The sequence below is a fragment of the Pseudomonas sp. FG29 genome (assembly GCF_057809355.1).
Map to the genome: position 1 here is coordinate 193,183 of NZ_JBMDJU010000005.1, position 26,610 is coordinate 219,792.

Below are 26,610 nucleotides of genomic sequence, written 5' to 3' on the forward strand. Positions count from 1 at the left end.
TAAAGGACTCACTATGTCCGACAAGCCATCACTTCCCCTCGCTCTTGCGTCCCTGATCGACAGTCTCAACGCCAATTTCGGCAAAGCCTGCGCCTGGCTGACCCTGTTCCTGGTGGTTGGCACCGCGATCGTCGTGGTGCTGCGCTATGGCTTCGGCATCGGCGCCACCGCCCTGCAGGAGTCGGTGCTGTACGCCCACGCGCTGGTGTTCATGGGCGCTGCATCCTGGGTTCTGCAGCGTAACGGCCACGTGCGCGTGGACATCTTCTACCAGAAGTTCAGCGGTCGCCGTCAGGCTCTGGTCGATCTGTTCGGTACCCTGCTGTTCCTGCTGCCGGTGTGCCTGTTCCTCGGCTGGGCCAGTTGGGACTACGTGAGCAACTCCTGGGCAACCCGCGAGGCTTCCAGCGAGTCGGGCGGTCTGCACTTCGTCTACCTGCAGAAGAGCATCATCCTGGTGCTGGTGGTCAGCCTGGTGCTGCAGGGCCTGTCCAACGCCATCAAGGCTCTCTACGTTTTCAGCGGTCGCCTGCCGGCCCCGGAGGTGAAACATGGCTGAGTTGATGGCGATTCTGCTGTTCGTCAGCATCTGTGTGGCCCTGATGGCCGGTTTCCCGGTGGCCTTTACTCTGGCCGGTGTGTCCCTGCTGTTCGCCGGTATCGGCGCGCTGACCGGTACCTTCGATGCCGGCTACCTGAGCGCCCTGCCGAACCGCCTGTTCGGCATCATGAACAACCAGACCATGCTGGCCGTGCCGCTGTTCGTGTTCATGGGCGTGATGCTGGAGCGCTCGCGAGTGGCCGAGGATCTGCTCGAGTCCATGTCGCGCCTGTTCGGCACCTTGCGTGGCGGCCTGGCGATTTCCGTGTGCGTGGTGGGCGCCCTGCTCGCTGCCTCTACTGGCATCGTCGGTGCCACCGTGGTGACCATGGGCCTGCTGGCGCTGCCGACCATGCTCAAGCGTGGCTACGACCCGGCGATCTCCACCGGCACCCTGGCCGCCACCGGTACGCTGGGGCAGATCATTCCGCCGTCGATCGTGCTGGTGCTGCTGGGTGACGTGATGTCCAGCGCCTATCAGCAGGCGCAACTGAAGATGGGCATCTTCTCGCCGAAGACCGTCTCGGTCGGCGACCTGTTCGTCGGTGCGCTGCTGCCGGGCCTGCTGCTGGTTGGCCTGTACATCGCCTACATCATCTTCGTGGCGATCTTCCAGCCGAAGAAACTGCCGGCGCTGCCGCAGGAAGAGCTCGGCCCGATCGAATGGGGCAAGCTGGCCAAGGCCCTGATTCCGCCGCTGATCCTGATCGGCGCGGTGCTTGGCTCGATCCTCGCCGGTTATGCCACGCCCACCGAAGCCGCCGCACTGGGCGCCGTCGGCGCCATGTTGCTGGCGCTGAGCAAGAACAAGCTGAATTTCACTCAGCTCAAGGAAGTGGCCTACGGCACCACCGAAATCAGCGCCATGGTCTTCATGATCCTCATCGGCGCCTCGCTGTTCTCCCTGGTGTTCCGTGGCTTCGGTGGTGAAGTGCTGATCGAGGACGTGTTCGCCCAGTTGCCCGGCGGCGTACTCGGTGCGTTCTTCGTGGTGATGCTGGTGATCTTCCTGCTCGGCTTCATCCTCGACTTCATCGAGATCACCTTCGTGGTGGTGCCGATCGTCGGCCCGGTGCTGCTGGCCATGGGCCTGGATCCGATCTGGCTGGGCGTGATGATTGCGCTGAACCTGCAGACCTCCTTCCTCACACCACCCTTCGGCTTCGCGCTGTTCTACCTGCGTGGCGTGACCCCGGCGAGCATTCCCACCAGCACCATCTACAAGGGGGTGGTGCCGTTCATCCTGATCCAGATCCTGCTGCTGGTGATTGCCTACATCTTCCCGGGCCTGATCACCTGGCTGCCGGAACAGGTGTACGGTCAGTAGGTCATACAGGCTGCAAGCCGCTCGAAACGCCCGTCTTCGCGACGGGCGTTTTGTTTTATGCCGCTATTTTCTTCATCGAAGCGAGACTCGCCATGAGCACCCAAGTCGAACGCGTTGAACTCGATCAACTGACCTGCTGGCGCATTCGCGTCGCCGGCAGCGAACTGCTGTTGGCGCAGCAGGGCGCGCAGATCCTCAGCTATCGCCAGAACGACCAGCCGCCGTTGATCTGGCTCAGCCCCGAGGCGGCCTACCGACGCGGGCAGAGCGTGCGCGGCGGCGTGCCGATCTGCTGGCCCTGGTTTGGCGACCTGCGCCGCAACCCCGAGGCCGTGCAAACCCATTACCAGCAGGCCGAAGCGCCCGCGCACGGGCTGGTACGCGCCGAGGATTGGCAACTGCTGGGCATCGACGAAGAGGACGATGCGGTGTCTCTGCACCTGGCCTGCGACACCCGGCAGACGCCTCTGGCCGGCTGGCCGCACGATGCGCGGCTGACCTTCACCGTGCGTGTGGCGCAGGATCTGTCGATGCGCCTGGAAACCCTCAACCGTGCGGATGCACCACTCACCATCAGCCAGGCGTTGCACACTTACTTCGCGGTCAGCGACGTGCGCCAGGTGAGCGTCGAGGGGATGCACGACTGTCGTTATCTGGACACCCTGCAGGATTGGCGCGAGCTGCGCCAGGCGGGCGAGCCGACCTTCACGGGGGAGACCGATCGTATCTACCTCGACACCCCTGCGCGCATGAGCATCCTCGACCCAGGCTGGGAGCGCCGCATTCATCTGGATGCATGCGGTTCACGCTCGGCGGTGTTGTGGAATCCCTGGGTGGAGAAGGCCACGCGCCTGTCGCAATTCCCCGACGATGCCTGGCAGAACATGCTGTGCATCGAGACGGCCAACGTACTCGACGACGTCGTTGAGCTGAAAACTGACGAACGGCACCTGCTTGAGCTTCGCCTCTCCAGTACGCCTTTGGCCCGCTGAGGGCTCCTGCGCCTGCCGACCGTTCCTGGCACAAAGCCAGCCTGATAAACAGCGGTCGGCATCACAAAAAACAATATCAATAAGCCATCAATTGTGATGCGCCACTAATTTGCCAGTAAGTTATTTCCTACAACTATCCAATAACTTATCTGAAGGCCAAAACATCGATAACAACTTGCTGTCGATGCCTGGCAAATACTCTTTACAGGCGGCGCCGTAATAATTTGAGAGATGTCTGCGAATGTTAGGCATTTCACACTTCGAGAGGTTGCCCACCTCCGGTCATGGGGCTAGGATGCCCGACCTATAAGGATCTTGCGCAAGTTGTTGCACAAACAACTGCGCAAAAAGTTGCGCACTGCGGTGTTTTGGCGATGGTCTGATGGCCATTTGCAACGCCATGGAAGTTGCCCACTTTTAATAGTCGAGTCATGGAATGACATACTCCAGCAAGCTCACCGCGCATTATCTCAATTTGGCCAAGACGCCTATTAATGAGGGCAACTTTGCCGGTGAGGATGTGCGTTATTCCAGCGAATACGAAATGCTGGAAACCGAGCTGGGCAAGGCTGCTTCCCTGCATGAAACAGGCGGTATCGACTGGCAGAAAGTGCGTGAGGGCAGCGAGAGCCTGCTCACCACCCAATCCAAGGATTTGCGTGCCGCCACCTGGCTGACCTGGGGGCTGTTCCAGCGTGAATCATTCGCCGGCCTGCAGGCCGGTCTGAACCTGCTGCACTACCTTTGCGAGCACCACTGGCACGAACTGCATCCGCGCAAGCCGCGAACACGTGCGGCTGCCCTTAACTGGCTGCTACCGCGTCTGGAACAGGCACTGGCCGAGCACGTGCCGATCAGCGAGCAACTGCCGTTGTTCCGCCGCCTGGCCGAGCACCTGCATGGCCTCGAAGCCAGCCTGTCGATCCACCTCGGCGAAGAATCGCCGCTGCTGCTGCCGCTGTGCCGTCGCCTCGACGAGCAGATCAAGCGCGCCAGTCAGGGCCAGGCCGAGCCGGGCGCAGTCGGTGCGGCCATCGCTCAGGTCAAGCAGGTCGCCACCCAGATCATCACCGGCACCGGCCCCATCGAGAACGAGAAGGACGCGCACAAGGCCCTGCGTACCCAGCAGGATGCGGCTCGCCCGCTGTGCGCCTGGTGGCTGAAGAACAAGGCCACCGACCTCAAGCCGCTGCGCCTGGCGCGCACCCTGCTGTGGCTACCCATCGAGTCGCTACCCGAGCGCAACGCCGAACAGATCACCGCCCTGCGCGGCCTGCCGGCCGACAAGCTGGCCTCGTACAAGGAGCGCTTCGCTCAGGCTGCCTACGCCGACCTGCTCGCCGACCTCGAAGCCAGCATCGCCCGCGCGCCCTTCTGGCTCGACGGCCAGCGCCTGGTCTGGGAGTGCCTGCAGGAGCTCAAGGCCGACCAGGCCATGCGCGAGGTGGAAATCCAGCTCGCCCTGTTTCTGCAGCGCGTTCCCGGCCTGGACGAGCTGCGCTTTCACGACGGCGTGCCTTTCGCCGACGCTGAAACCCGTGCCTGGATCGGCGCCCATGTGCTGCCGCACCTGCAGGCGCCGGAAATCGAGAAGAAGCCCGCCGCTAGCGAGATGGGCGCCACGCCGCCCTGGGAAGAAGCCTTGCAGAAGGTGCTGCCAGGCCTGCGCAAGGACGGCCTGAAAGCCGCCGTGCAACAACTCAAGGAAGGCATGTCGCGCGCCCGTGGCGGCCGCGAGCGCTTCTTCTGGCAACTGACCCTGGCCCGCCTGTGCTTCGCCGCGAAGAAGTACGACCTGGCCAAGACCCAACTCGAATCGCTCGACCAGACGCTGCAGGCCTCCGGCCTCGGCGAGTGGGAACCCGATCTCGCCCTGGATGTGCTGCGCCTGCTGCACAACTGCTGCGAGCTCCTGCCGCAGAACCATGCGGTGCGCGACAGCAAGGACGAGATCTATCGCAGGTTGTGCCACCTCGACCTCGAGGTGGTGCTGGAGTAAGGCGCCAACACGCCCAACCAAGGCCTCCGGGCCATCAACGCAAAGGAGAACACCCATGGCCAAAGAAGGCTCGGTAGCCCCCAAGGAACGCATCAACGTCACCTTCAAACCCGCCACCGGCGGTGCCCAGGAAGAAATCGAACTGCCCCTGAAGCTCATGGTGCTCGGCGATTTCACCCAGCGTGCCGACGATCGCAAGATCGAAGACCGCAAGCCCATCAGCATCGACAAGAACAGCTTCGATGAAGTGCTGGCCAAGCAGGAACTGAACCTGACCTTCGCCGTGCCGAACCGTCTGCAGGACGAAGAGACCGACGACGAGCTGGCCGTGCAGCTGAAGATCAACTCCATGAAGGACTTCAACCCGGCCAACCTGGTCGAGCAGGTACCGGAGCTGAAGAAGCTGATGGAACTGCGCGACGCCCTGGTCGCCCTGAAAGGCCCGCTGGGCAACGCCCCGGCTTTCCGCAAGGCCATCGAGAGCGTGCTCTCCGACGACGACTCGCGTGACCGCGTGCTCGGCGAACTGGGCCTGGCCGCCAAAGACAAGCTCGATTCCTGATTCTCACTGACAAGGACGCATATTCATGAGCACGACTAGCGCAGCCGTAGAAAGCAGCCACAGCGCCGCTGATCTCGGCATCCTCGACCGCATCATCGCGGAAACCAAGCTGACTCCGGACGACGAAGCCTACGACATCGCCAAGCGTGGCGTGTCGGCCTTCATCGAAGAGCTGCTCAAGCCGCAGAACGAAAACGAGCCGGTGAAGAAGGCCATGGTCGACCGCATGATCGCGGAGATCGACGCCAAGCTCAGCCGGCAGATGGACGAAATCCTCCACCACCAGCAGTTCCAGGCCCTGGAGTCCTCCTGGCGCGGCCTCAAGCTGCTGGTGGATCGCACCAACTTCCGCGAGAACATCAAGCTGGAGATCCTCAACGCCTCCAAGCAGGATCTGCTCGATGACTTCGAAGACAGCCCGGAAATCGTTCAGTCCGGCCTGTACAAGCACATCTACACCGCCGAGTACGGCCAGTTCGGTGGCCAGCCGGTCGGCGCCCTGATCGCCAACTACTTCTTCGACCCGAGCGCACCGGACGTCAAGACCCTGCAGTACGTCGCCTCGGTGGCCTGCATGTCCCACGCGCCGTTCATCGCCGCCGCCGGCCCGAAATTCTTCGGCCTGGAGACCTTCACCGGCCTGCCGGATCTGAAGGATCTGAAAGACCACTTCGAAGGCCCGCAATTCACCAAGTGGCAGAGCTTCCGCGAGCAGGAAGATGCCCGCTACGTCGGCCTGACCGTACCGCGCTTCCTCCTGCGCAACCCGTACGACCCGGAAGACAACCCGGTCAAGACCTTCGTCTACAAGGAAAACGTGGCCAACAGCCACGAGCACTACCTGTGGGGCAACACCGCCTACGCCTTCGCCAGCCGTCTGACCGACAGCTTCGCCAAGTTCCGCTGGTGCCCGAACATCATCGGCCCGCAGAGCGGTGGCGCGGTGGAAGACCTGCCGCTGCACCACTTCGAGAGCATGGGCGAGATCGAGACCAAGATCCCGACCGAAGTACTGGTCTCCGACCGCCGCGAGTACGAGCTGGCCGAAGAAGGCTTCATCGCCCTGACCATGCGCAAGGGCAGCGACAACGCCGCGTTCTTCTCCGCCAACTCCGCGCAGAAGCCGAAATTCTTCGGCATCAGTGAAGAAGGCAAGACCGCCGAGCTGAACTACAAGCTGGGCACCCAGCTGCCGTACATGTTCATCATCAACCGCCTGGCTCACTACCTGAAAGTGCTGCAGCGCGAGCAGATCGGCGCCTGGAAAGAGCGCACCGACCTCGAGCTGGAACTCAACAAGTGGATCCGCCAGTACGTCGCCGACCAGGAGAACCCGAGCTCCGAAGTGCGTAGCCGTCGTCCGCTGCGCGCCGCCCAGGTCATCGTCAGCGATGTTGAAGGCGAGCCGGGCTGGTACCGCGTCAGCCTGAACGTGCGCCCGCACTTCAAGTACATGGGTGCCGACTTCACCCTATCGCTGGTCGGCAAGCTGGACAAGGAGTAAGCAGTCATGGCCTACGGCAGCCTGTTCGAGCGCCTCGGTGGTGAGGCTGGCCAACGTGCCGGCTGGAGCCGCGAGGTCGCCGCCATGGCCTCGGTGGCTGCCCATCTGGCCAAGATGCTCAGCACCCGTGCGGGCAGCGTGCAAACGCTGCCCGACTACGGGTTGCCCGATTTGAACGATATGCGCCTGTCGCTGCACGACTCGCTGCAGCAGGCGCGTATCGCCATCGAACGCTTTATCGAAGCGTACGAACCACGACTGACCCAGGTGCGGGTGATTTCCCTGCCGCGCACCCATGACCCATTGCGTCAGGCCTTCGCCATCGACGCCATGCTGGAAATGGACGGCATCAAGCGCCAGGTCAGTTTCTCCGCGAGCCTGGATGGCAGCGGTCAGGTCAACGTCAACCCAGGAGCCTCACATGTCCGGTAAACCCGCCGCCCGCCTGAGCGATCCCACCGCTTGCCCGATCCCCGGCCACGGCACCAACCCGATCGCCGCCGGCTCGCCCGACGTACTGTTCGACAGCTTGCCCGCTGCACGCATGGGCGATCCCTCCTCCTGCGGCGGCGCCATGGCCGGCGCGGTAATTCCTACCGTGCTGATCAACGGCAAGCCGGCGGCGGTGGTGGGCAGTGTGGGGAGCCATGGCAATGTGGTGGTGAGTGGGTCTGGCACTGTGTTGATTGGCGGTTGAGTCGCTCGTGATGAATCGCCACCTGCGCTATCCGACTCGATGGAGCTGTCTGCTCGCTGTACTTGCGTTGCAGGGTTGCGTGTTGGCCCCGCATGCGACGCCGATCAACCCGGCTATCGGTGGGCGTCTGGTGTCTGCAGAGAGCGGCCAGCCCGTGCAAGGTGCGGCGCTCGTTCTTGAGGTCGCCAGCGACCGCTCGCACAGCTATGAGCTGCGCAGCGACAGTCAGGGGCGATTCGCTTTTGCGGCCCGTGACGACTGGCGACTCTTTACGGTCCTCGCCGATGCGCCGATGTGCATCGTTGCCTTGACGGTTGAGGCGCAGGGTTTTCAGCCACGGCACTGCGTCTGGATGTCCCGCAATGGTTGCCCGACTCAGACTCCACCGATAGGTGATCTGAAACTGATTCCCGCGCAATGGAATGATCACCGCGCTGACGCCTTGCTGGCTAATGCCAGTGACTGTGTCGACCCTGCCACATGGACGAGCCGCTGACATGTCTTTCAACCATTACTACCAAAGCGAACTCACCGCCCTGCGCCAACTGGGCAAGCGCTTCGCCGAGCGCAGCCCGGCGCTGGCGCCGTTCCTTGGGCAGGCTGGGCGTGATCCGGACGTCGAGCGCCTGCTCGAAGGTTTCGCCTTCCTGTCCGGGCGTCTGCGGCAGAAGCTCGACGACGAGCTGCCGGAGCTGACCCATTCGCTGATGCACCTGCTGTGGCCGAACTACATGCGTCCGCTGCCGGCCTTCAGCATGCTGCAGTTCGACCCGCTGACCCGCCCCGGCCCGGCGCTGCCGGTCAATCGCGGCACGCCGGTGGAGGCCAAGGCCATCGAGGGTGTCACCTGCCGTTTTCGTACCTGCTTCCCTACCGAGGTGCTGCCGCTGGCATTGAGCGGTCTGGATTACTCGGTCAAGGGCGATGGTGCACTGCTCAGCCTGCGCCTAAGCATGACCGCCGACGGGCATATCGGTGAGATCGGCCTGAACAAGCTGCGCCTGCACCTGGCCGGCGAGCGTTATATCGGCCAGATGCTCTACCTGGCACTGCTGCGCAACCTCGGCAGCATCCAGGTGGTGCCGCTCGATGCCGCCGGCAAGCCGATGCAGGATGCCTTCGGCCAGACCCTCGGTACGTTGCAGCTCAAGCCCGAGCTGGTGCAGCCGGTCGGCTTCGCCGAAGACGAGGCGCTGATTCCGTACCCGCTGAATACCTTCCGCGGTTACCGCTACCTGCAGGAGTATTTTTCCTTCCAGGAGAAATTCCTCTTCGTCGATCTGCTCGGCCTGGATGCGGTCAACGGCTTGCCCGAGGATCTGCTCAAGCAGGCGCGTGGCCTGGAGCTGCGCTTCGATATCCACAAGGCCGGCGTACAGCGTATTCGCCCGACCCTGGAAAACGTGCGCCTGTACTGCACGCCGGTGGTCAACCTGTTCCAGCACGACGCCATCCCGATCCGCCTCGATGGCAAGCAGGATCAGTACCTGTTGCTGCCGGCCGAATTCGACGCCCAGCATTGCGGCGTGTTCTCGGTCGACCGGGTCACCGGTTGGAAGCCGGGCGGCATGGGCTACGAGGAGTACGTGCCGTTCGAGTCGTTCGAGCACGATCCCAGCTTCGACGTGCCGGTGGCGCGCCCGCACTACAGCGTGCGCCAGCAGCCATCGATGCTTGGCGACGGCCTGGAAACCTGGCTCAGCTTTGGCCTGCGCAACCTGGAGCAGCACGAGACGCTGTCCATCGAGCTGACCTGCACCAACCAGAATCTGCCGCGCCAGCTCAGCCTGGGCGACATCTGCCTGCCCAGCGAGGACACCCCTGACTTCCTCAGCTTCCGCAACATCAGCGCGGTCACGCCGAGCTACGCACCGCCGCTGCACCGCGACTTCCTGTGGAAGCTGATTTCCAACATGTCGCTGAACTACCTGTCGCTGGCCAACGTCGAGGCGCTCAAGGTGATCCTCGAGACCTACGACCTGCCGCGCTACTACGACCAGCACGCCGAGCGCGTCAGCAAGCGCCTGCTCGGCGGCCTGAAGAAGATCGGCCATCGCCATGTCGACCGTCTGCATCGCGGGCTGCCGGTACGCGGTGTACGCACCGAACTGACCATGAACCCGGAAGGCTACCTGGGCGAGGGCGACCTGTTCCTCTTCGCTTCGGTACTCAATGAATTTTTCGCCCTCTACGCCAGCCTCAACAGCTACCACGAGCTGCACGTACAGAGCACACAGGGAGAGTTGTACAAATGGACGCCACGCATGGGGCAACAGCCCCTGCTCTGAACCGGCTCAGCCGGGGCATCCGCGAGTACAGCCTGTTCCAGGCCGTACAGCTGGTGCTGGAGCGCCTCGGCGCGGCTCATCCGCATCTGGATGAGGAGCGCCTCTACGAATACCTGGAGTTCCAGGCCAACCCGAGCCTGGGTTTCCCTGGCAGCGATATCGATCGCGTGCAGTTCTTCGAGGAGCACGGCGAGCTGCGCGCGTGCATGCGCGTCAACCTGGTTGGCCTGTTCGGCGGTGGCTCGCCGTTGCCTGCGTTCTATAGCGAGCAGGCGCTGGGCGACAGCGAGGACGGCAACCCGACCCGCGATTTCCTCGACCTGTTCAACAACCGCCTGCAGCGCCTGCTGTTGCCGATCTGGAAGAAGTACCGCTACCGCGCCTGCTTCCAGAGCGGCGCAGTGGATGCCTTCTCGGCGCACCTGTTCGCCCTGATCGGCCTCGGTGGCGAACAGATTCGCCAGGCCCAGGAGCTGAACTGGAAGCGCCTGCTGCCCTATCTCGGCCTGCTCAGCCTGCGCGCCCACTCGGCGGCGCTGATCGAGTCGGTGCTGCGTTACTACTTCAAGCACGCCGAGCTGTTCATCGAGCAGTGCCTGGAACGCCAGGTGATCGTGCTCGACGAGCAGCGCAATCGCCTCGGCTTCGCCAACAGCCGCCTCGGCGAGGACACCGTGCTCGGCGAGCGCGTGCGCGACCGTGGCGGCAAGTTCCGTATCCATGTGCGCCAGCTGGGCTGGACGCGCTTTCACGAGTTCCTGCCGATCGGCACGGGTTACCAGCCGCTGTGCGCGCTGGTGCGCTTCACCCTGCGCGATCCGCTGGACTACGACATCCGCCTGGAACTGCGTCAGGACGAAATCCGCGACCTGCGCATCGGCGAAGGCAACCCCTGCCTGCTGGGCTGGACCACCTGGCTCGGACGTGAAAACGCCGATGGCCTGGTGACGCTCGGCAGCAAGATTCATTAAGGACAGATGAAATGATCAACGTCGACCTGCAACAACTGGTTCAAGCCCTGGACGCCGCGAGCAAGCGCGACCTGGAGATGGCCGCCGAACGCTGCGTGGTACGCGGCGGCAACAAGATCCTCGTCGAAGACCTGCTGCTGGGCTTGCTGGAACGCCCGGAAAGCCTGCTGGCGCGCGCCCTGCAGGACGCCGAGATCGATGCTGGCGAGCTGGCCCAGGCGCTGCAACCGCGTGGCGAACACAGCGAGTCGCGCAACCCGGTGTTCTCGGCCGAACTGGTGCAGTGGCTGCAGGACGCGCTGCTGGTGGCCAACCTGGAGCTGGGTGCCAGCCAGATCGACCAGGCCGCGCTTATCCTCGCCCTGCTGCGCAACCCCATGCGCTATGCCGGCAGCCGTTATCAGGCGCTGCTGGGCAAGCTCAACGCCGAGCGCCTGCGTGACTTCGCCCTCAGCCAGCAGCCGCAGACTGCGGGCGGCAAGCCGGCGGCCGGTGGCGAATCGAACCTGGCGCGCTTCACCCACAACTTCACCCAGCAGGCCCGCGACGGCAAGCTCGACCCGGTGCTGTGCCGCGATGGCGCGATCCGCCAGATGGTCGACATCCTCGCCCGCCGCCGCAAGAACAACCCCATCGTGGTCGGCGAGGCCGGCGTCGGCAAAACCGCCATCGTCGAAGGCCTGGCCCTGCGTATCGCCACCGGCGAGGTGCCGCAGGTGCTCAAGGGCGTCGAGCTGCTGTGCCTGGATCTCGGTCTGTTGCAGGCCGGCGCCAGCGTCAAGGGCGAGTTCGAGCGCCGTTTGCAGGGCGTGATCGACGAAGTGAAAGCCTCGCCCAAGCCGATCATCCTGTTCATCGACGAAGCCCACACCCTGATCGGCGCCGGTGGCCAGGCCGGCAGCGGCGACGCCGCCAACCTGCTCAAGCCGGCGCTGGCGCGTGGCGAGTTGCGCACCATCGCCGCCACCACCTGGAGCGAATACAAGAAGTACTTCGAGAAAGACCCGGCGCTGGCCCGCCGCTTTCAGCCGGTACAACTGCACGAGCCCACCGTCGACGAAGCCGTGACCATCCTGCGTGGCCTGGCGCCGGTGTACGAGAAGAGCCACGGCATCTACCTGCGTGACGACGCCGTGGTCGCCGCCGCCGAACTGTCGGCGCGCTACCTGGCCGGTCGGCAATTGCCGGACAAGGCCGTGGACGTGCTCGACACCGCCTGTGCCCGCGTCCGTATCAGCCTGGCCGCCGCGCCCGAAGCGCTGGAGCGCCTGCGCGGCGAGATCGCCGAGGGCGAGCGCCAGGGCGAAGCCATGCGCCGCGATCTGGACGCCGGCCTGACTATCGACCACGAAGCCCTGGATGCGCTGGAGAGCCGCCTGGTCGCCGCCCGCGCCGAACTGGAGCAGGTGGAAACCCGCTGGGCCGTACAACGTGAACTGGCCGAACGCCTGCTGGAGCAGCGCAAGCAATGCGCCGCGGCGCGTCTGGGTAACGATGAGGACGCCAACGACGAACCACGCCCGAGCCTGGAAGAGCTGGAAGCCGAACTGCGCGCCATTCAGGCCGAGCTGGCTGCGGCCCAGGCCAGCGAGCGCCTGGTCAGCTTCGAGGTCTGCCCGCGCCTGGTGGCCGAAGTGATCAGCCACTGGACGGGCGTGCCGCTGAGCCAGCTGGCCCGTGAGCACAACACCAAGGTCATCACCTTCGCTGATGACCTGCGCCAGCGCGTACGTGGCCAGGAGCAGGCGATCCAGGCGCTGGACAAGGCCATGCGTGCCACCGCTGCCGGCCTGAACAAGCCCGATGCACCGGTTGGCGTATTCCTCCTGGTCGGCCCCAGTGGCGTCGGCAAGACCGAAACCGCCCTGGCCCTGGCCGACCTGCTGTATGGCGGCGAGCGCTTCCTCACCGTGATCAACATGTCCGAGTTCCAGGAGAAGCACACCGTTTCCCGACTGATCGGTGCACCGCCCGGCTACGTCGGCTACGGCGAAGGCGGCATGCTCACCGAAGCGGTACGGCAGAAGCCCTACTCGGTGATCCTCCTCGACGAAGTGGAGAAGGCCGATCCGGACGTGATGAACGTCTTCTACCAGATCTTCGACAAGGGTGTGGCCAACGACGGCGAAGGCCGTGAGATCAACTTCCGCAACACCCTGATCCTGATGACCAGCAACCTGGCCAGCGAGCGTATCGCCAGCCTTTGTGCCGGTGGCGAACGCCCGGCCGCCGAGGATCTGGAGCTGGCCATCCGCCCGCAGCTGTCGCAGCACTTCAAGCCGGCCCTGCTCGGGCGTATGCGCGTGGTGCCTTACTACCCCATGGACGGCGACCTGCTGCGCCAACTGGTTGGCCTCAAACTGGCCCGTTTCGGCGAGCGCCTGGCCCGTCGCCAGCTTGCCTTCAGCCACTGCGATAGCCTGGTCGAGCACCTGGCCGAGCGTTGCACCCATGGTGAAAGCGGCGCGCGTCTGATCGATCACCTGATCGACCAGCACCTGCAGCCGCTGGTGGTCGATCGCCTGCTCGATGCCATGGCCGCCGGCGAGAGCCTGCAGCGCGTGCATGCCACCCTGGACGCCGATTCGGCGGTGACCTGCGAGTTCGCCTGAGGTGCTGCCGATGTTCGCCGAAGTCCCGCAACCGCTGCGCTACGCCGAAGCCCTGCTCGGCCGCTACGCCGAACTGGCGGGCGCGGCCAGCGCCGAGCGCCTGCTCGCCGATCTGGTGCGTGCGGCTGCCGAGCTGGCCGACTGTGCGCTGGGCCAGCTGTACCTGCTGGATCACACCAACACCCGCCTGACCCTGTCCGCCGAATGGCTCGACGGCCTGCTGCAACCGCGCGAGGCCGCTAGCCTGCCCAGCGACTACGATGGCGAGCAACTGCTGCAGTACTGCCTGTGCCAGAACCAGGTGCTGTGCATCGATGAGCTTGACCGTGGCCTGCACAGCATCGCCTGCCTGCCGGAAACCGGTCGCGGCTGGCGCAGCCTGCTGTGCCTGCCGTTGCATGATGGCGCCGGTCACACACGCGGCCTGCTGCTTGTGGCCAGCCACGAGCGGCGCATCCTGCAGGGCTTCGCCGCCTCCTTCGCCCAGCTCGGTAGTTTCGCCCTGGCTCAGCTGCAGCTGTTGCAGCGCCTGCGTGCTCCGGCTGGCGAGGGCGATGAGCGGGCCGAAATGGCAGCCTCTGCACCCGGCACGCCCTGCGCCAGCGGTTACGGCCTGCTTGGCCAGAGCCAGGCCATGCGCCGCGTCTACCAGTTGATCAGCAAGGTGCTGCACAGCCCGGTCAGCGTGCTGCTGACCGGCGAAACCGGCACCGGCAAGGAGCTGGTTGCTCGCGCCATTCATGATTGCGGCGCGCGGCGTAGCAAGGCGTTCATCGTGCAGAACTGTGCGGCGCTGCCGGAGAACCTGCTGGAGAGCGAGCTGTTCGGTTACCGCAAGGGCGCCTTCACCGGCGCCGACCGCGACAAGCCGGGCCTGTTCGATGCGGCTGATGGCGGCACGCTGTTCCTCGACGAGATCGGCGACATGCCGCTGGCCCTGCAGGCCAAGCTGCTGCGTGTGCTGCAGGAGGGCGAAGTGCGCCCGCTGGGCAGCAGCGAGACACACAAGGTCGACGTGCGCATCGTCGCCGCGACCCATCAGGAGCTGCGCAAGCGCGTCGAAGACGGGCGCTTCCGCGAGGATCTGTTCTATCGCCTGTCGCACTTCCCCATTGAGCTGCCGGCCCTGCGTGAACGCGACGAAGACATCCTGCTGCTCGCCCGCCATTTCGCCAGCACCGCCAGCGGCCTGCTGCAACGTGATGCCTGCCGCTGGAGCGACGCCGCCCTGGAGCGCCTGGCCGGTTACGCCTTCCCCGGCAACGTGCGCGAGCTCAAGGGGTTGGTCGAGCGCGCCGTGCTGCTCTGCGAGGGCGGTGAGCTGCTGCCCGAGCACTTCAACCTGGAGCAGACCCACAGCGAAGGCAGCGCCCCGCTGAGCCTGCGCGAGCGCATGGATCGCCTCGAGCGCAACCTGCTGCTCGACTGCCTGCGCAAGAACCGTGGCAACCAGACCAATGCCGCCAACGAGCTGGGACTGCCCCGGCGCACCCTGCTGTACCGCATGCAGCGGCTGAAGATCAGCCCGAGCGAGGTCTGAGCATGCCTGCCCATCTTTCATCCACTTCCACCCAAGGAGCGCATTCCATGCTGCAACGCTATCGGACCGCCGCCCTGCTGGCGCTGGCCATCGCCCTGGCCGGCTGCACGGGCAACTACAAGTTCAGTGACGACCAATACCGCCCGTTGGGCGATCCGCAAGCCGAGAAACGCGGCCACTGACCGCAAGGAGTAGGTTCACCATGGAACTGGTATTCGATGTGGTCAGCGCACAGCAGTTCGTGCCAGGTCTAACGACCACCAAGACCTTCAAGCAGGCCGGTGGTGTGATCGGGCGTGCCGAGGAGTGCGACTGGGTGATCCCGGATCGCAAGCGCGTGCTCTCCAGCCGGCATGCGGAAGTCAGCTATCGCGATGGCGCCTTCTACCTGACCGACACCAGCAGCAACGGCATTCAGCTCAAGGACAGCGGCGCTAGCCTGGCCAAGGGCAGCCCGCAGCGTATCGAGCATGGCAGCGTGTATTGCCTGGGCGACTTCGAGATCCGTGCGCGCCTGGTGCGCGACCCGGCCATGTTCGAGGGCGATATCGGCCTGCCGCAGGCGGCTGGCAGCATCATCCCCGACGATGCCTTCCTCGACCTCGACCCGCTCAATGCGCTGGAGCAACAGGAGCGCGTGTACGCCGAAGTCGACGACCTGACTGCCGTGCTGCGCCCCAGCACCGCCCAGGCGCAGCAGCGCGACTATGCGCAGATCGACGAGGAAAACCTGCTGGTGCCCGAGCTGGTAATGCCGAAACCGGCGCCGCAACCCAAGCCGGCGCCGGAGCCCGAGCGCCTGCCGCCGACCTTCTGGGAGAAGTTCTCCGATGCCCTCGGCGTACGCCTCGATGATCTCGATGAAGAGGCACGTCAGGCTCTGGCGCTGAACGCGGCCAAGCTGCTCAAGCAGAGCGTCGGCAGTCTGCAACAGGCGCTGCGCACCCGCAGCGAGCTGAAGAACGAGCTGCGCCTGGCCCTGACCACGGTGCAGAGCGCCGGCAACAACCCGATCAAGCACGGCCTGGACACCAGCGAAACCCTCAGCACCCTGCTGCGTGGCGGCAAGGCCGGGCAGTTGCCGGCCGAACAGGCCGTCAGTCGCAGCTTCCGCGACCTGCAGGCGCATCAGGTGGCGCTGCTGGCTGCCAGCCGCGCGGCGGTCAAGGGCATGTTCGAGCAATTCGCCCCCGAGCAACTGACCCTGCGCTTCGAGCGCAACGGTCGCAAGCCGCTGCTGGCCACCGATGGCAGCCGCTGGCGCGCCTATCGCCGCCTGCACGCGGCGCTGGAACAGAACGACGACTGGAGCGATCGCCTGTTTGCGCGTGATTTCGCCAGTGCCTACGAAGAGCAGGTTCGCCTGATCGCCACCCTCAACACCGACCTTCAAGGATGATGCCCATGCCTCTCCTGTTCTCTCTGGCGCTGTGCGCCCTGCTCCTGACCCTGAGCGGTTGCTCGGCGCTGTCGCCCTACTCGCACATGACCAAGCTGGATCTGAGCCTGGCCGGCAGCGACCAGCTCAACCCGGATCTCAACGGCCGCCCGTCGCCCATCGTTATCCGTCTGATGGAGCTGAAGCACCCGGTGGCTTTCGAGAACGCCGATTTCTTCTCGCTCTATCAGCGCCCCAAGGAAGCCCTGGCGCCGGATCTGGTGGCCTTCGAGGAACTGGAGCTGCGCCCGGGTGAAACCCGTGAGCTGAAGCTTTCGGTGCAGGACGGCAGCCGCTACGTCGGCGTGCTCGCCGCCTACCGCGACCTGCCGGAAGCCAGCTGGCGCTATGTCATCCCGGTCGAGGCGGTGCAGCGCAACCAGGCGCGTCTGAGCCTGAACGAGCGCGGCATCCGCAACCTCGATGACGCCCAGGAGCAGGATCAATGAGCCAGCACAAAGTCATCTGGCAGGAAGGCATGCTGCTGCGCCCGCAGCACTTCCAGCAGAACGATCGCTACTTCGATCAGCAGCTCAAGGTGCGTACGCAGAAGCTGGCCAGCTACGCCTGGGGTTTCTTCGAGCTGGAGATCGACCGGCAATTCCTCAACATGGGCAAGCTGGTGGTGAGCAAGGCCAGCGGCGTGCTGCCTGACGGCAGCCTCTTCGACCTCGGCGCCGAGCGCGAACCGCTGGGCCTGGACGTGCCGCCGAACACCGGCAACATGCCGGTGTACCTGGCGCTGCCGCTGGTCACCGGCAACCACATCGAGAGCCGTCGCCTGGAGCAGAAGGACGTGCTGGCGCGCTATGTCGCTTTCGACGAGGAAGTCGCCGACTCCAACGCCGGCGACAGCAGCGTCAGCCAGGTCAGCACCGGCCGTCCGGACTTCCGCCTGCTGCTCGGTGAGCAGCAGAACGACCAGGGCTACGTGAAGATCAAGCTGTGCGAGGTGCTCGACACCACGCCGGACGGGGTGATCAGCCTCGACCCGGAATTCAGCCCGACCTACGTCAACTTTCAGGCCTCCGGCTACCTGCTGAGCTGCCTCAAGGAAGTGATCAGCATGCTCGCCCACCGTGGCGACATCCTCGCCGAACGTATCCGCGCCACCGGCAAGGTCGGCGGCGCCGAGGTCGGCGACTTCATGATGCTGCAGCTGATCAACCGCTACGAACCCATCCTGCGTCACCACCTGGGCGTCGAGCAGGTGCACCCGGAGCAGATCTACCGCGAGCTGGTCGGCCTGCTCGGCGAGCTGGCCACCTTCTCCAGCGAGACCAAGCGCCCGCGTCTGGAAGGTCGCTACCTGCACAGCGACCAGGGCATGAGCTTCCGCAAGCTGATGGACGCCATCCGCCAGGTGCTGTCGATGGTGCTCGAACAGCACGCCATCGAGATGCTTCTGCAGCAGCGCCAGTACGGCATCCAGGTGTCGCCTTTGCACGACCACAAGCTGCTCGGCACCTCCAGCTTTGTGCTCGCCGCCAGCGCCCAGTGCGACTCCGAGGAGCTGCGTCAGCGCCTGCCGGCGCACCTCAAGGTCGGCCCGGTGGAGCGCATCCGCCAACTGGTCAACCTGCACCTGCCGGGGATCAAGGTCAAACCACTGCCGGTGGCACCACGGCAGATCCCCTTCCACTCGGGCAAGACCTACTTCGCCTTGGAGCTCAGCTCCGAGGAACTGGCGCAGCTGGAACGCTCCGGCGGCTTCGCCTTCCACGTGTCCGGCGAGTTCTCCGGGCTTGAGCTGAAATTCTGGGCGATCAGGAACTGACCATGACAACCAAGGAAATGGAATACGGCCAGGATGACAAGACCGTCATCCTCAACCGCAAGGGCGAATCCCGTGCCGAAAGCCCGCTGACCGATTTCAGCGCGCCACCGAAATTCGAACAGCTCGAAGAGCGCATGATCTTCGCCGCACGCCTGCGCCCGGCGGAGAGCTTCAACATCAGCCTCAACCCGCTGGTGGCCGCAGCCTCCTCGCTGCTTTCGGAAGTGGTGCGTCTCAAGCACAGCTTCGAGAGCGAGGATCTGGACGCCCTCAACCAGCGCCTGAGCCGCGAGATCAAGGTGTTCGAGCACCGTGCCCTGCACGAAGGTGCCGAGAGCAGCCAGGTGATGGCCGCGCGTTACGTGCTGTGCACCGTGGTCGACGAGGCCGTGGTGACCACGCCCTGGGGCAACGAGAGCCAGTGGTCGCAGATGAGCCTGCTGTCCTCGTTCCACAACGAGACCTTCGGCGGTGAGAAGTTCTTCCAGTTGCTCGAGCGCCTGTCGCGCAACCCGGTCAAGCACCTGCCGATGCTGGAGCTGATGTACCTGTGCCTGTCGCTCGGTTTCGAGGGCAAGTACCGCGTGCTGCAGCGCGGCATGCTCGAACTGGAAGCGGTGCGCGACAGCCTGTACCGGCAGATCCGCCAACTGCGTGGCGACGTGCCGCGGGAAATCTCGCCGCACTGGCAGGGTTTGAAGGACACCCGCCGGCGCCTGGTGCGCATCGTGCCGTGGTGGCTGGTGGCGCTGTTCACCCTGATGTGCCTGGTGATGATGTACGCCGGCTTCGCCTGGGTGCTCGGCGAGCAGCGCGACACCGTCCTCAAGCCGTATCAGCAACTCGACCCGGCCTCGGGTGTCAGCATGGATGACGTGAAATGAAGACCTTCTTCGCCAAACTTGGCGCCTTTTTTCGCAAGACCTGGGTCTGGAGCCTGTGCCTGGTTCTGATCCTCGCGCTGCTGGTGTGGTTCGTCGGCCCGCTGCTGGCGGTGGACGACTACAAGTTCTGGGAGTCGGCCACCAGCCGCCTGCTGACCATCAGCCTGATCTTCCTGCTCTGGGGCCTGGCCATGGTCTTCGCCAGCTGGCGCGCCACCGCACGCAAGAAGGCCGAAGAGAACGACGCCGATGCCCAGGAGCGTCTGCGCCGCGAGGATCAGATCAGCGAAGAGCAGAACGAACTGCGTCATCGCTTCAAGGACGCCCTGCGCACCCTCAAGCGCTCCAGCCTGTATCGCGGGCGCAGCGAGAAATGGCGCAACGACCTGCCCTGGTACCTGCTGCTTGGCCCGCAGGGCGGCGGCAAGACCAGTCTGCTGGATTTCTCCGGCCTGGACTTCCCGCTCAACCGCGGTGAGAACCAGCGTCTGACCAAGGATGTGTCCGGCACCCGTTACGCCGACTGGTACTTCGCCGATCACGCTGTGCTGATCGACACCGCCGGCCGCTACCTGACCCAGCCTGACGCACAGGTCGACGGTCGTGCCTGGAGCACCCTGCTCGGCCTGCTGCGCCAGCGCCGCGCGCGCCCGCTCAATGGCGTGCTGGTGAGCATCCCGGTCGAGCAACTGCAAGGCGGCAGCGAAGTGGAGCTGGAAACCCTGGCCCGCCAGACCCGCCAGCGCCTGCAGGAAATCCATCAACGCCTGGGCGCCGACGTGCCGGTCTATCTGGTGCTGAGCAAGGCCGACAAGGTGCTGGGCTTCGACGAGTTCTTCGACCAGTTGTCGCGCGAGGAAAGCGAGCAGGTGCTCGGCGCCAGCTTCCGCAAGGATCAGAACGCCACTGACGTGGCCGTGGTGCGCCAGGAGTTCGAAGAGCTGCTGCGTCGCCTCAACAGCCAGGTGATCCTGCGCATGCACCAGGAGCGCGACACCCAGCGCCGTGGCCGCATCCTCGACTTCCCGCACCAGCTCGGCCAGATCGGCGAGCGCCTGTGCCTGTTTGTCGAACTGGCCTTCGCCGGCAACCGCTACCAGCGCGCCAGCAAGCTGCGCGGCTTCTACCTGACCAGCGCGCCGCAACTGAACGAACAGCTCGACCCGCTGACCGCCGGTATCGGCCGCAATCTTGGTCTGGCGGGTAATGCGCTGCCGACCTTCCGCAGTGGCCGCGCGCGCTTCATCAACCACCTGCTCAGCCGGGTGATCTTCCCCGAGTCCGAACTGGCGGGCCTGGATCAGAAGGAAGTGCGCCGCATCGACTGGGGCCAGCGTGCCATGTACGCCACCTCCTTCGCTGTGCTGGCGCTGTTCGGCATGCTCTGGGCCACTGGCTTCTCGGCCAACCACGGGCGCCTGGAAGAGCTGCGCGACATCGCCCAGAAGCTCACCCGCGAGCATGGCGCGATCAACCCGCAGGACGATGCCCAGCAGGTGCTCAAGGCACTGGACAGCAGCTACGCCGCGACCCAGGTATTCCCGCCCAAGGGCGATGTCTCCTACCTGCAGCGCACCGGCCTGTTCCAGGGCGAGGCGGTCAACCCGGCCGTTTATTCGACCTACCGCGCCGAGCTGGAAAACCTGTTGTTGCCGCGCGTGGCGCGTCAGCTGGAGGCGCAGATCCGCGCCAACCTCAGCGACCGCGAGCGTCTGCTCGGCAGCCTGCGCGCCTACCTGATGCTCAATCTGGAGGAGCGCCGCGACCCTGAGTTCCTCAAGGAATGGGTCGGCACCGACTGGTCGGTACGCTACACCGGCAACAGCCCGGTGCAGCATGGTCTGAACACCCACTTCGCCCGTCTGCTCGATGAGCCGTTCGCGCCCTACGCGCTCAATGCCCAGTTGGTCGCCCAGGCGCGCCAGGTGCTGCGCAGCGAGTCGCTGGCCAACGTCGTCTACCGCATGCTGCGGGAACAGGCGCGCAGCCTGCCGGACTACCGCCTGAGCCAGAAACTTGGCCCGCAGGCCGGTCTGATCAATGGCAGCGACTACGTCATCCCCGGCTTCTACACCCAGAGCGGCTACAGCAAGACCTTCACCGCGCAGGGCGCCAGCCTGGTGCGTGAGCTGCTGCGCGACAACTGGGTGTTGGGCGAGGGCGAAACCCTCAGCGCCGGCGACCTCAGTCGCCTGATGGTGGAGCTGGAGCAACTGTATTTCCGCGACTACGGCAACTACTGGGGCGAAGCCATCGCCCAGCTCGGCCTGGAGCCGATCGGCAGTGCCGGCCGAGGTGCCGCCCTGCTCAACGGCCTGACCGCCGCCAACTCGCCGCTGCTGCAACTGCTGGTGGAGGTTCGCGACAACACCCGCTTCAAGGGGCTGGCTGACGCCGCCGATGATGCCGGTGCCGCCGCCGATGCACTGGGCGATGCCAAGGGCAAGCTGGGCAAGGCCGCCAAGCTGGCCAGCGCTGCCGCCGAACAGGCGCAGCAGGCCCTGGCCAAGAACACCCCGGACACCGCGCGCAAGACGCTGGAGCGTCGCTTCGAAAGCCTGCACAAGCTGCTCGACGACAACGGCGGTGCCGGTGTCGATCTGGCCGCCGCGATACAGGCCCTCGACGAGTTGCAGCGTCAGTTGGCCAGCCTGGCCAATGCCGGTGCCAGCGACCAGGCCGCGTTCGAGATGGCCAAGGCACGCATGGCCGGCAAGCGTGATGCGATCAACCAGGTGCGCAGCGCTGCGGCTCGTCTGCCGCAACCCGTGGGCAACTGGCTGGCGCTGCTGGCCGAGGACAGCTGGGGCCTGGTGCTCAACGACGCCTATCAGTTTCTCAACCAGCGTTATCAGAGCGAGCTGTACGCCGCCTACGACAATTCGCTGAAGCAGCGTTACCCGTTCAGCGCGCACAGCGAGAGCGACGTGGCGGTGGCCGACTTCCGCGAGTTCTTCAAGTCTCAAGGCATCGCCGAGCGCTTCTTCGACCAGTACCTGCGCCCCTTCGTCAGCGGCAGCGCCGACGAATACCGTCTGCGCCGTGTCGATGGCCGTGGCCTGCCGCTGTCGCGCGAGTTCCTCCTGCAGATGAGCCGCGCCCAGGTGATCCGCCGCAGCTTCTTCGCCGAGAACCCGGCCGAGCCGCAGGTGCTGTTCAAGCTCGAGCCCTACTCGCTGGATTCCAGCCTGAGCCGCGCCGACTTCCGCTTCGGCAATCAGGAGCTGGAATACCGCCACGGCCCGATCGTCGCCACCGCCTTCCGCTGGCCAGCCGCGAGCGACGAAGACCGCACCAGCCTGGTGGTCGAGGAACTGGGTGGGCGCCGCGTCGGCATCGAGAAGAACACCGGCCCCTGGTCGCTGTTCCGCCTGCTCGACCTGATGGACGTGGACTACCACAGCGGCCGTGACGTGCTGATCCTCAAGGCCAACCTCGGTGGTCTGCACGCCAACTACCTGCTGCACAGCCAGCGCTCGCCGAACCCGTTCGACATCGGCCTGCTGCGTAGCTTCAAGCTGCCGGCGACGCTCTGATGACGGCAGTCGCCAACGCCTGGCGCAGCGCCGCGCGCACCGACACCGGCAAGGTGCGCGCGCGTAACGAGGACGCCTTCCTGGCCCTGCCCGAGCAGGGTCTGTGGGTGGTGGCCGACGGCATGGGCGGGCACCAGAACGGTGCCCTCGCCAGCCGCCTGATCGTCGAGCAACTGGCCGAGCTGCCCGAAGGCAGCCTCGACCAGCGCCTGGTCGAACTGCGCCAGTGCCTGCACCGGCTCAACCATCGCCTCGGCCAGGAGCTGACCGTCACGGCCGATCGCACCGACACGGTGATCGGCAGCACCGTGGTTGCCCTGTTGCTCGAGGGTGATCGTGCCGCCTGTGTCTGGGCCGGCGATAGCCGCTGCTACCTGTGGCGTGGCGCGCGGCTGTACCAACTGAGCCGCGACCATTCACTGGTGCAACAACTGATCGATGAACAGGGCCTGGCGCCGCAGGAGGCCGCACGCCATCCGGCGGCACATGCCCTGACCCGCGCCATCGGCGCCAGCGAAAGCCTGCAACTGGACATCCTCGAACTCGACGTGCTGCCCGGCGATGTCTTCCTGCTGTGCAGCGACGGGCTCTACCAGGGTGTTTCTGCCGACGAGCTGGGCGCCTGCCTCAACCTGCCTTCACCGCACCTGGCTGTGGAGCGTCTGTTCCAGCGCGTGCTTGACGGCCCGGCCCGTGACAACCTCAGCGCTGTGGTGATCCGCCGATGACCGAATCTGCCGAAGCCAGCGACCTCACCTACTTCGCCCTGGCCGCCACCGCGGCCAAGGAGTCTGTGCGCGAAACCCCGCGCCAGGCGCCGGGCGAGCTGCCGGATGTGCTCGGCGGGCGCTACAAGATCGAGCGCCTACTCGGCGTCGGCGGCATGGGCGCGGTGTATCGCGCCCGTGACCTGCTGCGCGAACAGTTCGGCGACCCGGAGCCCTACGTCGCGCTGAAGACCCTCAGCGACGACTTCGCCGAATACCCGGACGCCAACGCCCTGCTCTACAGCGAATTCGCCCTCACCTCGCGGCTCAACCACCGGCATGTGGTGCGCCTGTTCGGTTTCGAGGTCGACACCGCCTGCCAGCGCGCCTTCATCACCCTGGAGCTGATGCGCGGCCTGACCCTCGATCAGCTGCTGTGCGAGCGCCCGGAAGGGCTGAGCTGGAACGAGCTGCGCGATATCGCCATCCCCCTGCTCGATGCCCTCGCCTATTCCCATGAACTGGGTGTGCTGCACGGTGATCTGAAGCCCAGCAATGTGATGTTGGCCGACGACGGCCTGCGTCTGTTCGATTATGGTCTGGGCCAACCCGTGGAAGGTCTGCTGCCCGGCCTACCACGCCTGTGCCGCAACCGCATCGCCGCCTGGACGCCACGTTACGCCGCGCTGGAGTTGCTCGAAGGTGCCGCGCTGTCGGCCGCCGCCGATGTCTATGCGGTGGCTTGTGTGCTGGTCGAGCTGGCCAGCGGACAACACCCGTTCCGTCGGCTCAGCGCCAAGCAGGCCAAGAGCATGGAGCTGGACAAGCAGTTGCAACGCCCGCCGCACGTGCCGCTGCATTGCTGGCAGGCCCTCTACACCGCGCTGGCCTTCGATGAAAGCCAGCGGCAGATCGGCTGCAGCGAGCTGCTCGAAGCGTTTCGCCGGCCCCCGGCTTCGCGTCTGCAGCGCTGGCTGGGCAAGGCATAAACAGGTTGTTGAAAAGGACTCTTTCGAAAGGATACGCACATGTTCAACCCGGCCAATGAAACCCATTTCAGCCTGACCCTCGAAGGTGTCGAGCATGACCTGCAGGTGCTCGAATTCAATGGCCGTGAGGCCATCAGCCAGCCTTACCGCTTCGATGTGGAACTGATCAGCGAACGCGCCGATCTCGACCTGGCCAGCCTGCTGCACCAGCGCGCGTTTCTCGCCTTCAGCCCCAACGGCGACGGCATCCACGGCATCGTCCACCGCGCCGAACAGGGCGAGTCCGGCAAGCGCATGACCCGCTACCGCCTGGCCATCGTGCCGCAGCTTGCCTACCTCACGCACCGCACCAACCAGCGCATCTTCCAGAACCTGACCGTGCCGCAGATCGTCGCCCAGGTGCTGGAAGAACACGGCATCGTCCAGGGTGGCTATCAATTCCAGCTCGGCCCCACCGTCTACCCCGAGCGCATCTACTGCGTACAGTACGACGAGACGGATCTGCACTTCGTCCAGCGCCTGTGCGAAGAGGAAGGCATCCATTACCACTTCCAGCACAGCGAAAGCGGCCATGTACTGATCTTCGGCGACGACCAGACCGCCTTCGCCAAGCTCGGCCAGCCCACGCCCTACATCCAGGACAGCGGCATGACGGCCGATGACCCGGTGATCAAGCGCCTGGCCCTGCGCCTGGAAACCCGCACGCGTAACACCACCCGCCGCGACTACGACTTCGAACAACCGCGCCTGCTGCTGGAGGCCACCTACCAGGGCGAAAAGGCCGGTGAAAACGACAGCCTGCCGGCCCTGGAAGACTACGACTACCCTGGCCGCTACACCGACCGCACGCGCGGCAAACACCTGGCCAAACGCGCCCTGGAACGCCACCGCGCCGACTACCAGCAACTCGAAGGCAAGAGCGACCAACCGCGTCTGGTCAGCGGCCACCTGCTGGAAATCTCCGAACACCCGCAAAGCGAATGGAACGACCTCTGGCTGCTCACCGAAGTGCTGCACGAAGGCAAACAGCCGCAGGTGCTGGAAGAGTCGATCACCAGTGATTCAGTCCTGCGCAGAATAGCCCCCTCGCCCCTTCGGGGAGAGGGGGATAAGAGCGACACCGACTTCACCCAAGGCTACCGCAACCGCTTCCTCGCCACGCCATGGGCCGTGCCCTATCGCCCACCACTGGAACACCCCAAACCCAAGGTACTGGGCAGCCAGACCGCCGTGGTTACCGGCCCGGTCGGCGAAGAAATCCACTGCGACCAATATGGCCGAGTGAAGGTGCAATTCTTCTGGGATCGCGAAGGCCAGGCCGACGAGAAAACCAGTTGCTGGCTGCGCGTCAGCTCCAGCTGGGCCGGTGATCGCTATGGCGCCATCACCATCCCGCGCATCGGCATGGAAGTGCTGGTCACCTTCCTCGAAGGCGACCCCGACCAACCGCTGGTCACTGGCTGCCTGTACCACGCCGAACACGTCGTGCCCTACGACCTGCCTGCGAACAAGACCCGCAGCGTGTTCAAAACCCTCAGCAGCCCCGGCGGTGGCGGCTACAACGAACTGCGCATCGAAGACCGCAAGGGTGCCGAACAGATCTACCTCCACGCCCAGCGCGACTGGGACGAAAACATCGAGCACGACCAGAAGATCCGCGTCGGTAACGAACGGCACGACACCGTGGAGAAGAACAGCTACACCGAACTGCTGGCCGAAGAACACCTCACCGTCACCGCCGAGCGCAAGGTCGAAGTCAAACCGCAAGATCACCTGACGGTGGGCACCGACCAACACATCAAACTCGGCACCGCACAACTGACCAAGGCTGGCCGCGAGATCCATCTGAAGGCCGGGCAGAAAATGGTCATCGAAGCCGGCATCGAACTGACCATCAAGGCCGGCGGCAGCTTCATCAAACTCGACCCCGGCGGCATCACCATCAGCGGCCCGTTGGCCAGACTCAACGCCGGCGGCTCACCGGGCAAGGGCTCGGGCATCGGCATCAAACCACCCGTGCTGCCGGGAGCGGCAGATAGTGACAAGGCGGGGAGTTTGTTGGAGCAGTCCATCAGCAACTGCGTGGACAAGCCGCAGAAGGCGGTCTGTGAAGAGTGCTTGCGTATGGCGCGTAACAAGGCACAAGCCCTGGTGCCTCGTTGAAGGATGACAGGTTTAAGGAATGA

Annotated in this window: 22 protein-coding genes; all 22 read left to right on the forward strand. The window is 65.0% G+C overall.

What is annotated here, in order from left to right; genetic code table 11:
• Nucleotides 1-13: 13 nt before the first annotated feature.
• The 22 genes from ACODS1_RS08685 (at nt 14) to ACODS1_RS08790 (ending at nt 26,587) form a co-directional block, all read left to right on the forward strand.
• Nucleotides 14-559 (forward strand): TRAP transporter small permease subunit, encoded by a 546-nt coding sequence (locus tag ACODS1_RS08685; protein WP_489085315.1) that lies wholly within the window; start codon nt 14-16, stop codon nt 557-559.
• Nucleotides 552-1,928 carry a TRAP transporter large permease gene (locus ACODS1_RS08690; protein WP_489085316.1) on the forward strand — a complete coding sequence of 459 codons (1,377 nt, stop codon included), beginning with the start codon at nt 552-554 and terminating at the stop codon, nt 1,926-1,928. Before ACODS1_RS08685 ends, ACODS1_RS08690 begins: the two co-directional genes overlap by 8 nt.
• Before the next feature lie 92 nt (nt 1,929-2,020).
• Nucleotides 2,021-2,920 carry a D-hexose-6-phosphate mutarotase gene (locus tag ACODS1_RS08695; RefSeq protein ID WP_489085317.1) on the forward strand — a complete coding sequence of 300 codons (900 nt, stop codon included), beginning with the start codon at nt 2,021-2,023 and terminating at the stop codon, nt 2,918-2,920.
• Between the two features lie 436 nt (nt 2,921-3,356).
• On the forward strand, nt 3,357-4,919 hold the full coding sequence (gene tssA, locus ACODS1_RS08700; protein WP_489085318.1) for a type VI secretion system protein TssA: 1,563 nt from the start codon (nt 3,357-3,359) through the stop codon (nt 4,917-4,919).
• A 55-nt stretch (nt 4,920-4,974) separates the two neighbouring features.
• Nucleotides 4,975-5,481 (forward strand): type VI secretion system contractile sheath small subunit, encoded by a 507-nt coding sequence (tssB, locus tag ACODS1_RS08705; protein ID WP_322979908.1) that lies wholly within the window; start codon nt 4,975-4,977, stop codon nt 5,479-5,481.
• A gap of 25 nt (nt 5,482-5,506) precedes the next feature.
• Nucleotides 5,507-6,985, forward strand: a complete 1,479-nt coding sequence (gene tssC / locus ACODS1_RS08710) for a type VI secretion system contractile sheath large subunit (RefSeq protein WP_159971586.1) — start codon at nt 5,507-5,509, stop codon at nt 6,983-6,985.
• Nucleotides 6,986-6,991: 6 nt separating this feature from the next.
• The gene (tssE, locus tag ACODS1_RS08715; RefSeq protein WP_099524980.1) at nt 6,992-7,417 is read left to right on the forward strand and encodes a type VI secretion system baseplate subunit TssE; all 426 of its coding nucleotides are present in this window, start codon (nt 6,992-6,994) and stop codon (nt 7,415-7,417) included.
• On the forward strand, nt 7,407-7,682 hold the full coding sequence (locus tag ACODS1_RS08720) for a PAAR domain-containing protein (protein ID WP_489085319.1): 276 nt from the start codon (nt 7,407-7,409) through the stop codon (nt 7,680-7,682). Before tssE ends, ACODS1_RS08720 begins: the two co-directional genes overlap by 11 nt.
• A 10-nt stretch (nt 7,683-7,692) precedes the next feature.
• Entirely contained in the window at nt 7,693-8,178 is a 486-nt protein-coding gene (locus tag ACODS1_RS08725; protein WP_489085320.1) for a carboxypeptidase-like regulatory domain-containing protein, read from the forward strand.
• 1 nt (nt 8,179) lies between these two features.
• A complete protein-coding gene (tssF, locus tag ACODS1_RS08730; RefSeq protein WP_322979903.1) occupies nt 8,180-9,970 on the forward strand; it encodes a type VI secretion system baseplate subunit TssF in 1,791 nt (596 codons plus the stop codon).
• The gene (gene tssG / locus ACODS1_RS08735) at nt 9,934-10,941 is read left to right on the forward strand and encodes a type VI secretion system baseplate subunit TssG (RefSeq protein WP_489085321.1); all 1,008 of its coding nucleotides are present in this window, start codon (nt 9,934-9,936) and stop codon (nt 10,939-10,941) included. Before tssF ends, tssG begins: the two co-directional genes overlap by 37 nt.
• 11 nt (nt 10,942-10,952) lie before the next feature.
• Nucleotides 10,953-13,553 carry a type VI secretion system ATPase TssH gene (gene tssH, locus ACODS1_RS08740; protein WP_489085322.1) on the forward strand — a complete coding sequence of 867 codons (2,601 nt, stop codon included), beginning with the start codon at nt 10,953-10,955 and terminating at the stop codon, nt 13,551-13,553.
• 10 nt (nt 13,554-13,563) lie between these two features.
• Complete coding sequence (locus tag ACODS1_RS08745; RefSeq protein WP_322979900.1) at nt 13,564-15,093, forward strand: sigma-54-dependent Fis family transcriptional regulator; 1,530 nt, start codon at nt 13,564-13,566, stop codon at nt 15,091-15,093.
• A gap of 47 nt (nt 15,094-15,140) precedes the next feature.
• Nucleotides 15,141-15,275 (forward strand): type VI secretion protein, encoded by a 135-nt coding sequence (locus ACODS1_RS08750; RefSeq protein WP_264146962.1) that lies wholly within the window; start codon nt 15,141-15,143, stop codon nt 15,273-15,275.
• 20 nt (nt 15,276-15,295) lie between these two features.
• Entirely contained in the window at nt 15,296-16,492 is a 1,197-nt protein-coding gene (gene tagH / locus ACODS1_RS08755) for a type VI secretion system-associated FHA domain protein TagH (protein WP_322979898.1), read from the forward strand.
• A 5-nt stretch (nt 16,493-16,497) separates the two neighbouring features.
• Nucleotides 16,498-16,980 carry a type VI secretion system lipoprotein TssJ gene (tssJ, locus tag ACODS1_RS08760; protein WP_489085323.1) on the forward strand — a complete coding sequence of 161 codons (483 nt, stop codon included), beginning with the start codon at nt 16,498-16,500 and terminating at the stop codon, nt 16,978-16,980.
• Complete coding sequence (gene tssK / locus ACODS1_RS08765; protein WP_322979896.1) at nt 16,977-18,308, forward strand: type VI secretion system baseplate subunit TssK; 1,332 nt, start codon at nt 16,977-16,979, stop codon at nt 18,306-18,308. Before tssJ ends, tssK begins: the two co-directional genes overlap by 4 nt.
• Before the next feature lie 2 nt (nt 18,309-18,310).
• A complete protein-coding gene (gene icmH / locus ACODS1_RS08770) occupies nt 18,311-19,192 on the forward strand; it encodes a type IVB secretion system protein IcmH/DotU (protein WP_489085324.1) in 882 nt (293 codons plus the stop codon).
• Nucleotides 19,189-22,728, forward strand: coding sequence for a type VI secretion system membrane subunit TssM (gene tssM / locus ACODS1_RS08775; RefSeq protein ID WP_489085325.1), 3,540 nt, complete (start codon nt 19,189-19,191; stop codon nt 22,726-22,728). Before icmH ends, tssM begins: the two co-directional genes overlap by 4 nt.
• Nucleotides 22,728-23,456 (forward strand): PP2C family protein-serine/threonine phosphatase, encoded by a 729-nt coding sequence (locus ACODS1_RS08780; RefSeq protein ID WP_489085326.1) that lies wholly within the window; start codon nt 22,728-22,730, stop codon nt 23,454-23,456. Before tssM ends, ACODS1_RS08780 begins: the two co-directional genes overlap by 1 nt.
• Complete coding sequence (locus tag ACODS1_RS08785; protein ID WP_489085327.1) at nt 23,453-24,424, forward strand: serine/threonine-protein kinase; 972 nt, start codon at nt 23,453-23,455, stop codon at nt 24,422-24,424. The genes ACODS1_RS08780 and ACODS1_RS08785 overlap by 4 nt, the downstream gene beginning before the upstream one ends.
• Nucleotides 24,425-24,463: 39 nt before the next feature.
• Nucleotides 24,464-26,587 (forward strand): type VI secretion system Vgr family protein, encoded by a 2,124-nt coding sequence (locus ACODS1_RS08790; RefSeq protein ID WP_489085328.1) that lies wholly within the window; start codon nt 24,464-24,466, stop codon nt 26,585-26,587.
• The last annotated feature ends 23 nt before the right edge of the window (nt 26,588-26,610 follow it).

What these genes read in the sequence shown, in the direction of transcription:
- ACODS1_RS08685 (WP_489085315.1), top strand. Translation starts at nt 14, where the DNA reads ATGTCCGACAAGCCATCACTTCCCCTCGCTCTTGCGTCCCTGATCGAC.
- ACODS1_RS08690 (WP_489085316.1), top strand. Translation starts at nt 552, where the DNA reads ATGGCTGAGTTGATGGCGATTCTGCTGTTCGTCAGCATCTGTGTGGCC.
- ACODS1_RS08695 (WP_489085317.1), top strand. Translation starts at nt 2,021, where the DNA reads ATGAGCACCCAAGTCGAACGCGTTGAACTCGATCAACTGACCTGCTGG.
- tssA (WP_489085318.1), top strand. Translation starts at nt 3,357, where the DNA reads ATGACATACTCCAGCAAGCTCACCGCGCATTATCTCAATTTGGCCAAG.
- tssB (WP_322979908.1), top strand. Translation starts at nt 4,975, where the DNA reads ATGGCCAAAGAAGGCTCGGTAGCCCCCAAGGAACGCATCAACGTCACC.
- tssC (WP_159971586.1), top strand. Translation starts at nt 5,507, where the DNA reads ATGAGCACGACTAGCGCAGCCGTAGAAAGCAGCCACAGCGCCGCTGAT.
- tssE (WP_099524980.1), top strand. Translation starts at nt 6,992, where the DNA reads ATGGCCTACGGCAGCCTGTTCGAGCGCCTCGGTGGTGAGGCTGGCCAA.
- ACODS1_RS08720 (WP_489085319.1), top strand. Translation starts at nt 7,407, where the DNA reads ATGTCCGGTAAACCCGCCGCCCGCCTGAGCGATCCCACCGCTTGCCCG.
- ACODS1_RS08725 (WP_489085320.1), top strand. Translation starts at nt 7,693, where the DNA reads ATGAATCGCCACCTGCGCTATCCGACTCGATGGAGCTGTCTGCTCGCT.
- tssF (WP_322979903.1), top strand. Translation starts at nt 8,180, where the DNA reads ATGTCTTTCAACCATTACTACCAAAGCGAACTCACCGCCCTGCGCCAA.
- tssG (WP_489085321.1), top strand. Translation starts at nt 9,934, where the DNA reads ATGGACGCCACGCATGGGGCAACAGCCCCTGCTCTGAACCGGCTCAGC.
- tssH (WP_489085322.1), top strand. Translation starts at nt 10,953, where the DNA reads ATGATCAACGTCGACCTGCAACAACTGGTTCAAGCCCTGGACGCCGCG.
- ACODS1_RS08745 (WP_322979900.1), top strand. Translation starts at nt 13,564, where the DNA reads ATGTTCGCCGAAGTCCCGCAACCGCTGCGCTACGCCGAAGCCCTGCTC.
- ACODS1_RS08750 (WP_264146962.1), top strand. Translation starts at nt 15,141, where the DNA reads ATGCTGCAACGCTATCGGACCGCCGCCCTGCTGGCGCTGGCCATCGCC.
- tagH (WP_322979898.1), top strand. Translation starts at nt 15,296, where the DNA reads ATGGAACTGGTATTCGATGTGGTCAGCGCACAGCAGTTCGTGCCAGGT.
- tssJ (WP_489085323.1), top strand. Translation starts at nt 16,498, where the DNA reads ATGCCTCTCCTGTTCTCTCTGGCGCTGTGCGCCCTGCTCCTGACCCTG.
- tssK (WP_322979896.1), top strand. Translation starts at nt 16,977, where the DNA reads ATGAGCCAGCACAAAGTCATCTGGCAGGAAGGCATGCTGCTGCGCCCG.
- icmH (WP_489085324.1), top strand. Translation starts at nt 18,311, where the DNA reads ATGACAACCAAGGAAATGGAATACGGCCAGGATGACAAGACCGTCATC.
- tssM (WP_489085325.1), top strand. Translation starts at nt 19,189, where the DNA reads ATGAAGACCTTCTTCGCCAAACTTGGCGCCTTTTTTCGCAAGACCTGG.
- ACODS1_RS08780 (WP_489085326.1), top strand. Translation starts at nt 22,728, where the DNA reads ATGACGGCAGTCGCCAACGCCTGGCGCAGCGCCGCGCGCACCGACACC.
- ACODS1_RS08785 (WP_489085327.1), top strand. Translation starts at nt 23,453, where the DNA reads ATGACCGAATCTGCCGAAGCCAGCGACCTCACCTACTTCGCCCTGGCC.
- ACODS1_RS08790 (WP_489085328.1), top strand. Translation starts at nt 24,464, where the DNA reads ATGTTCAACCCGGCCAATGAAACCCATTTCAGCCTGACCCTCGAAGGT.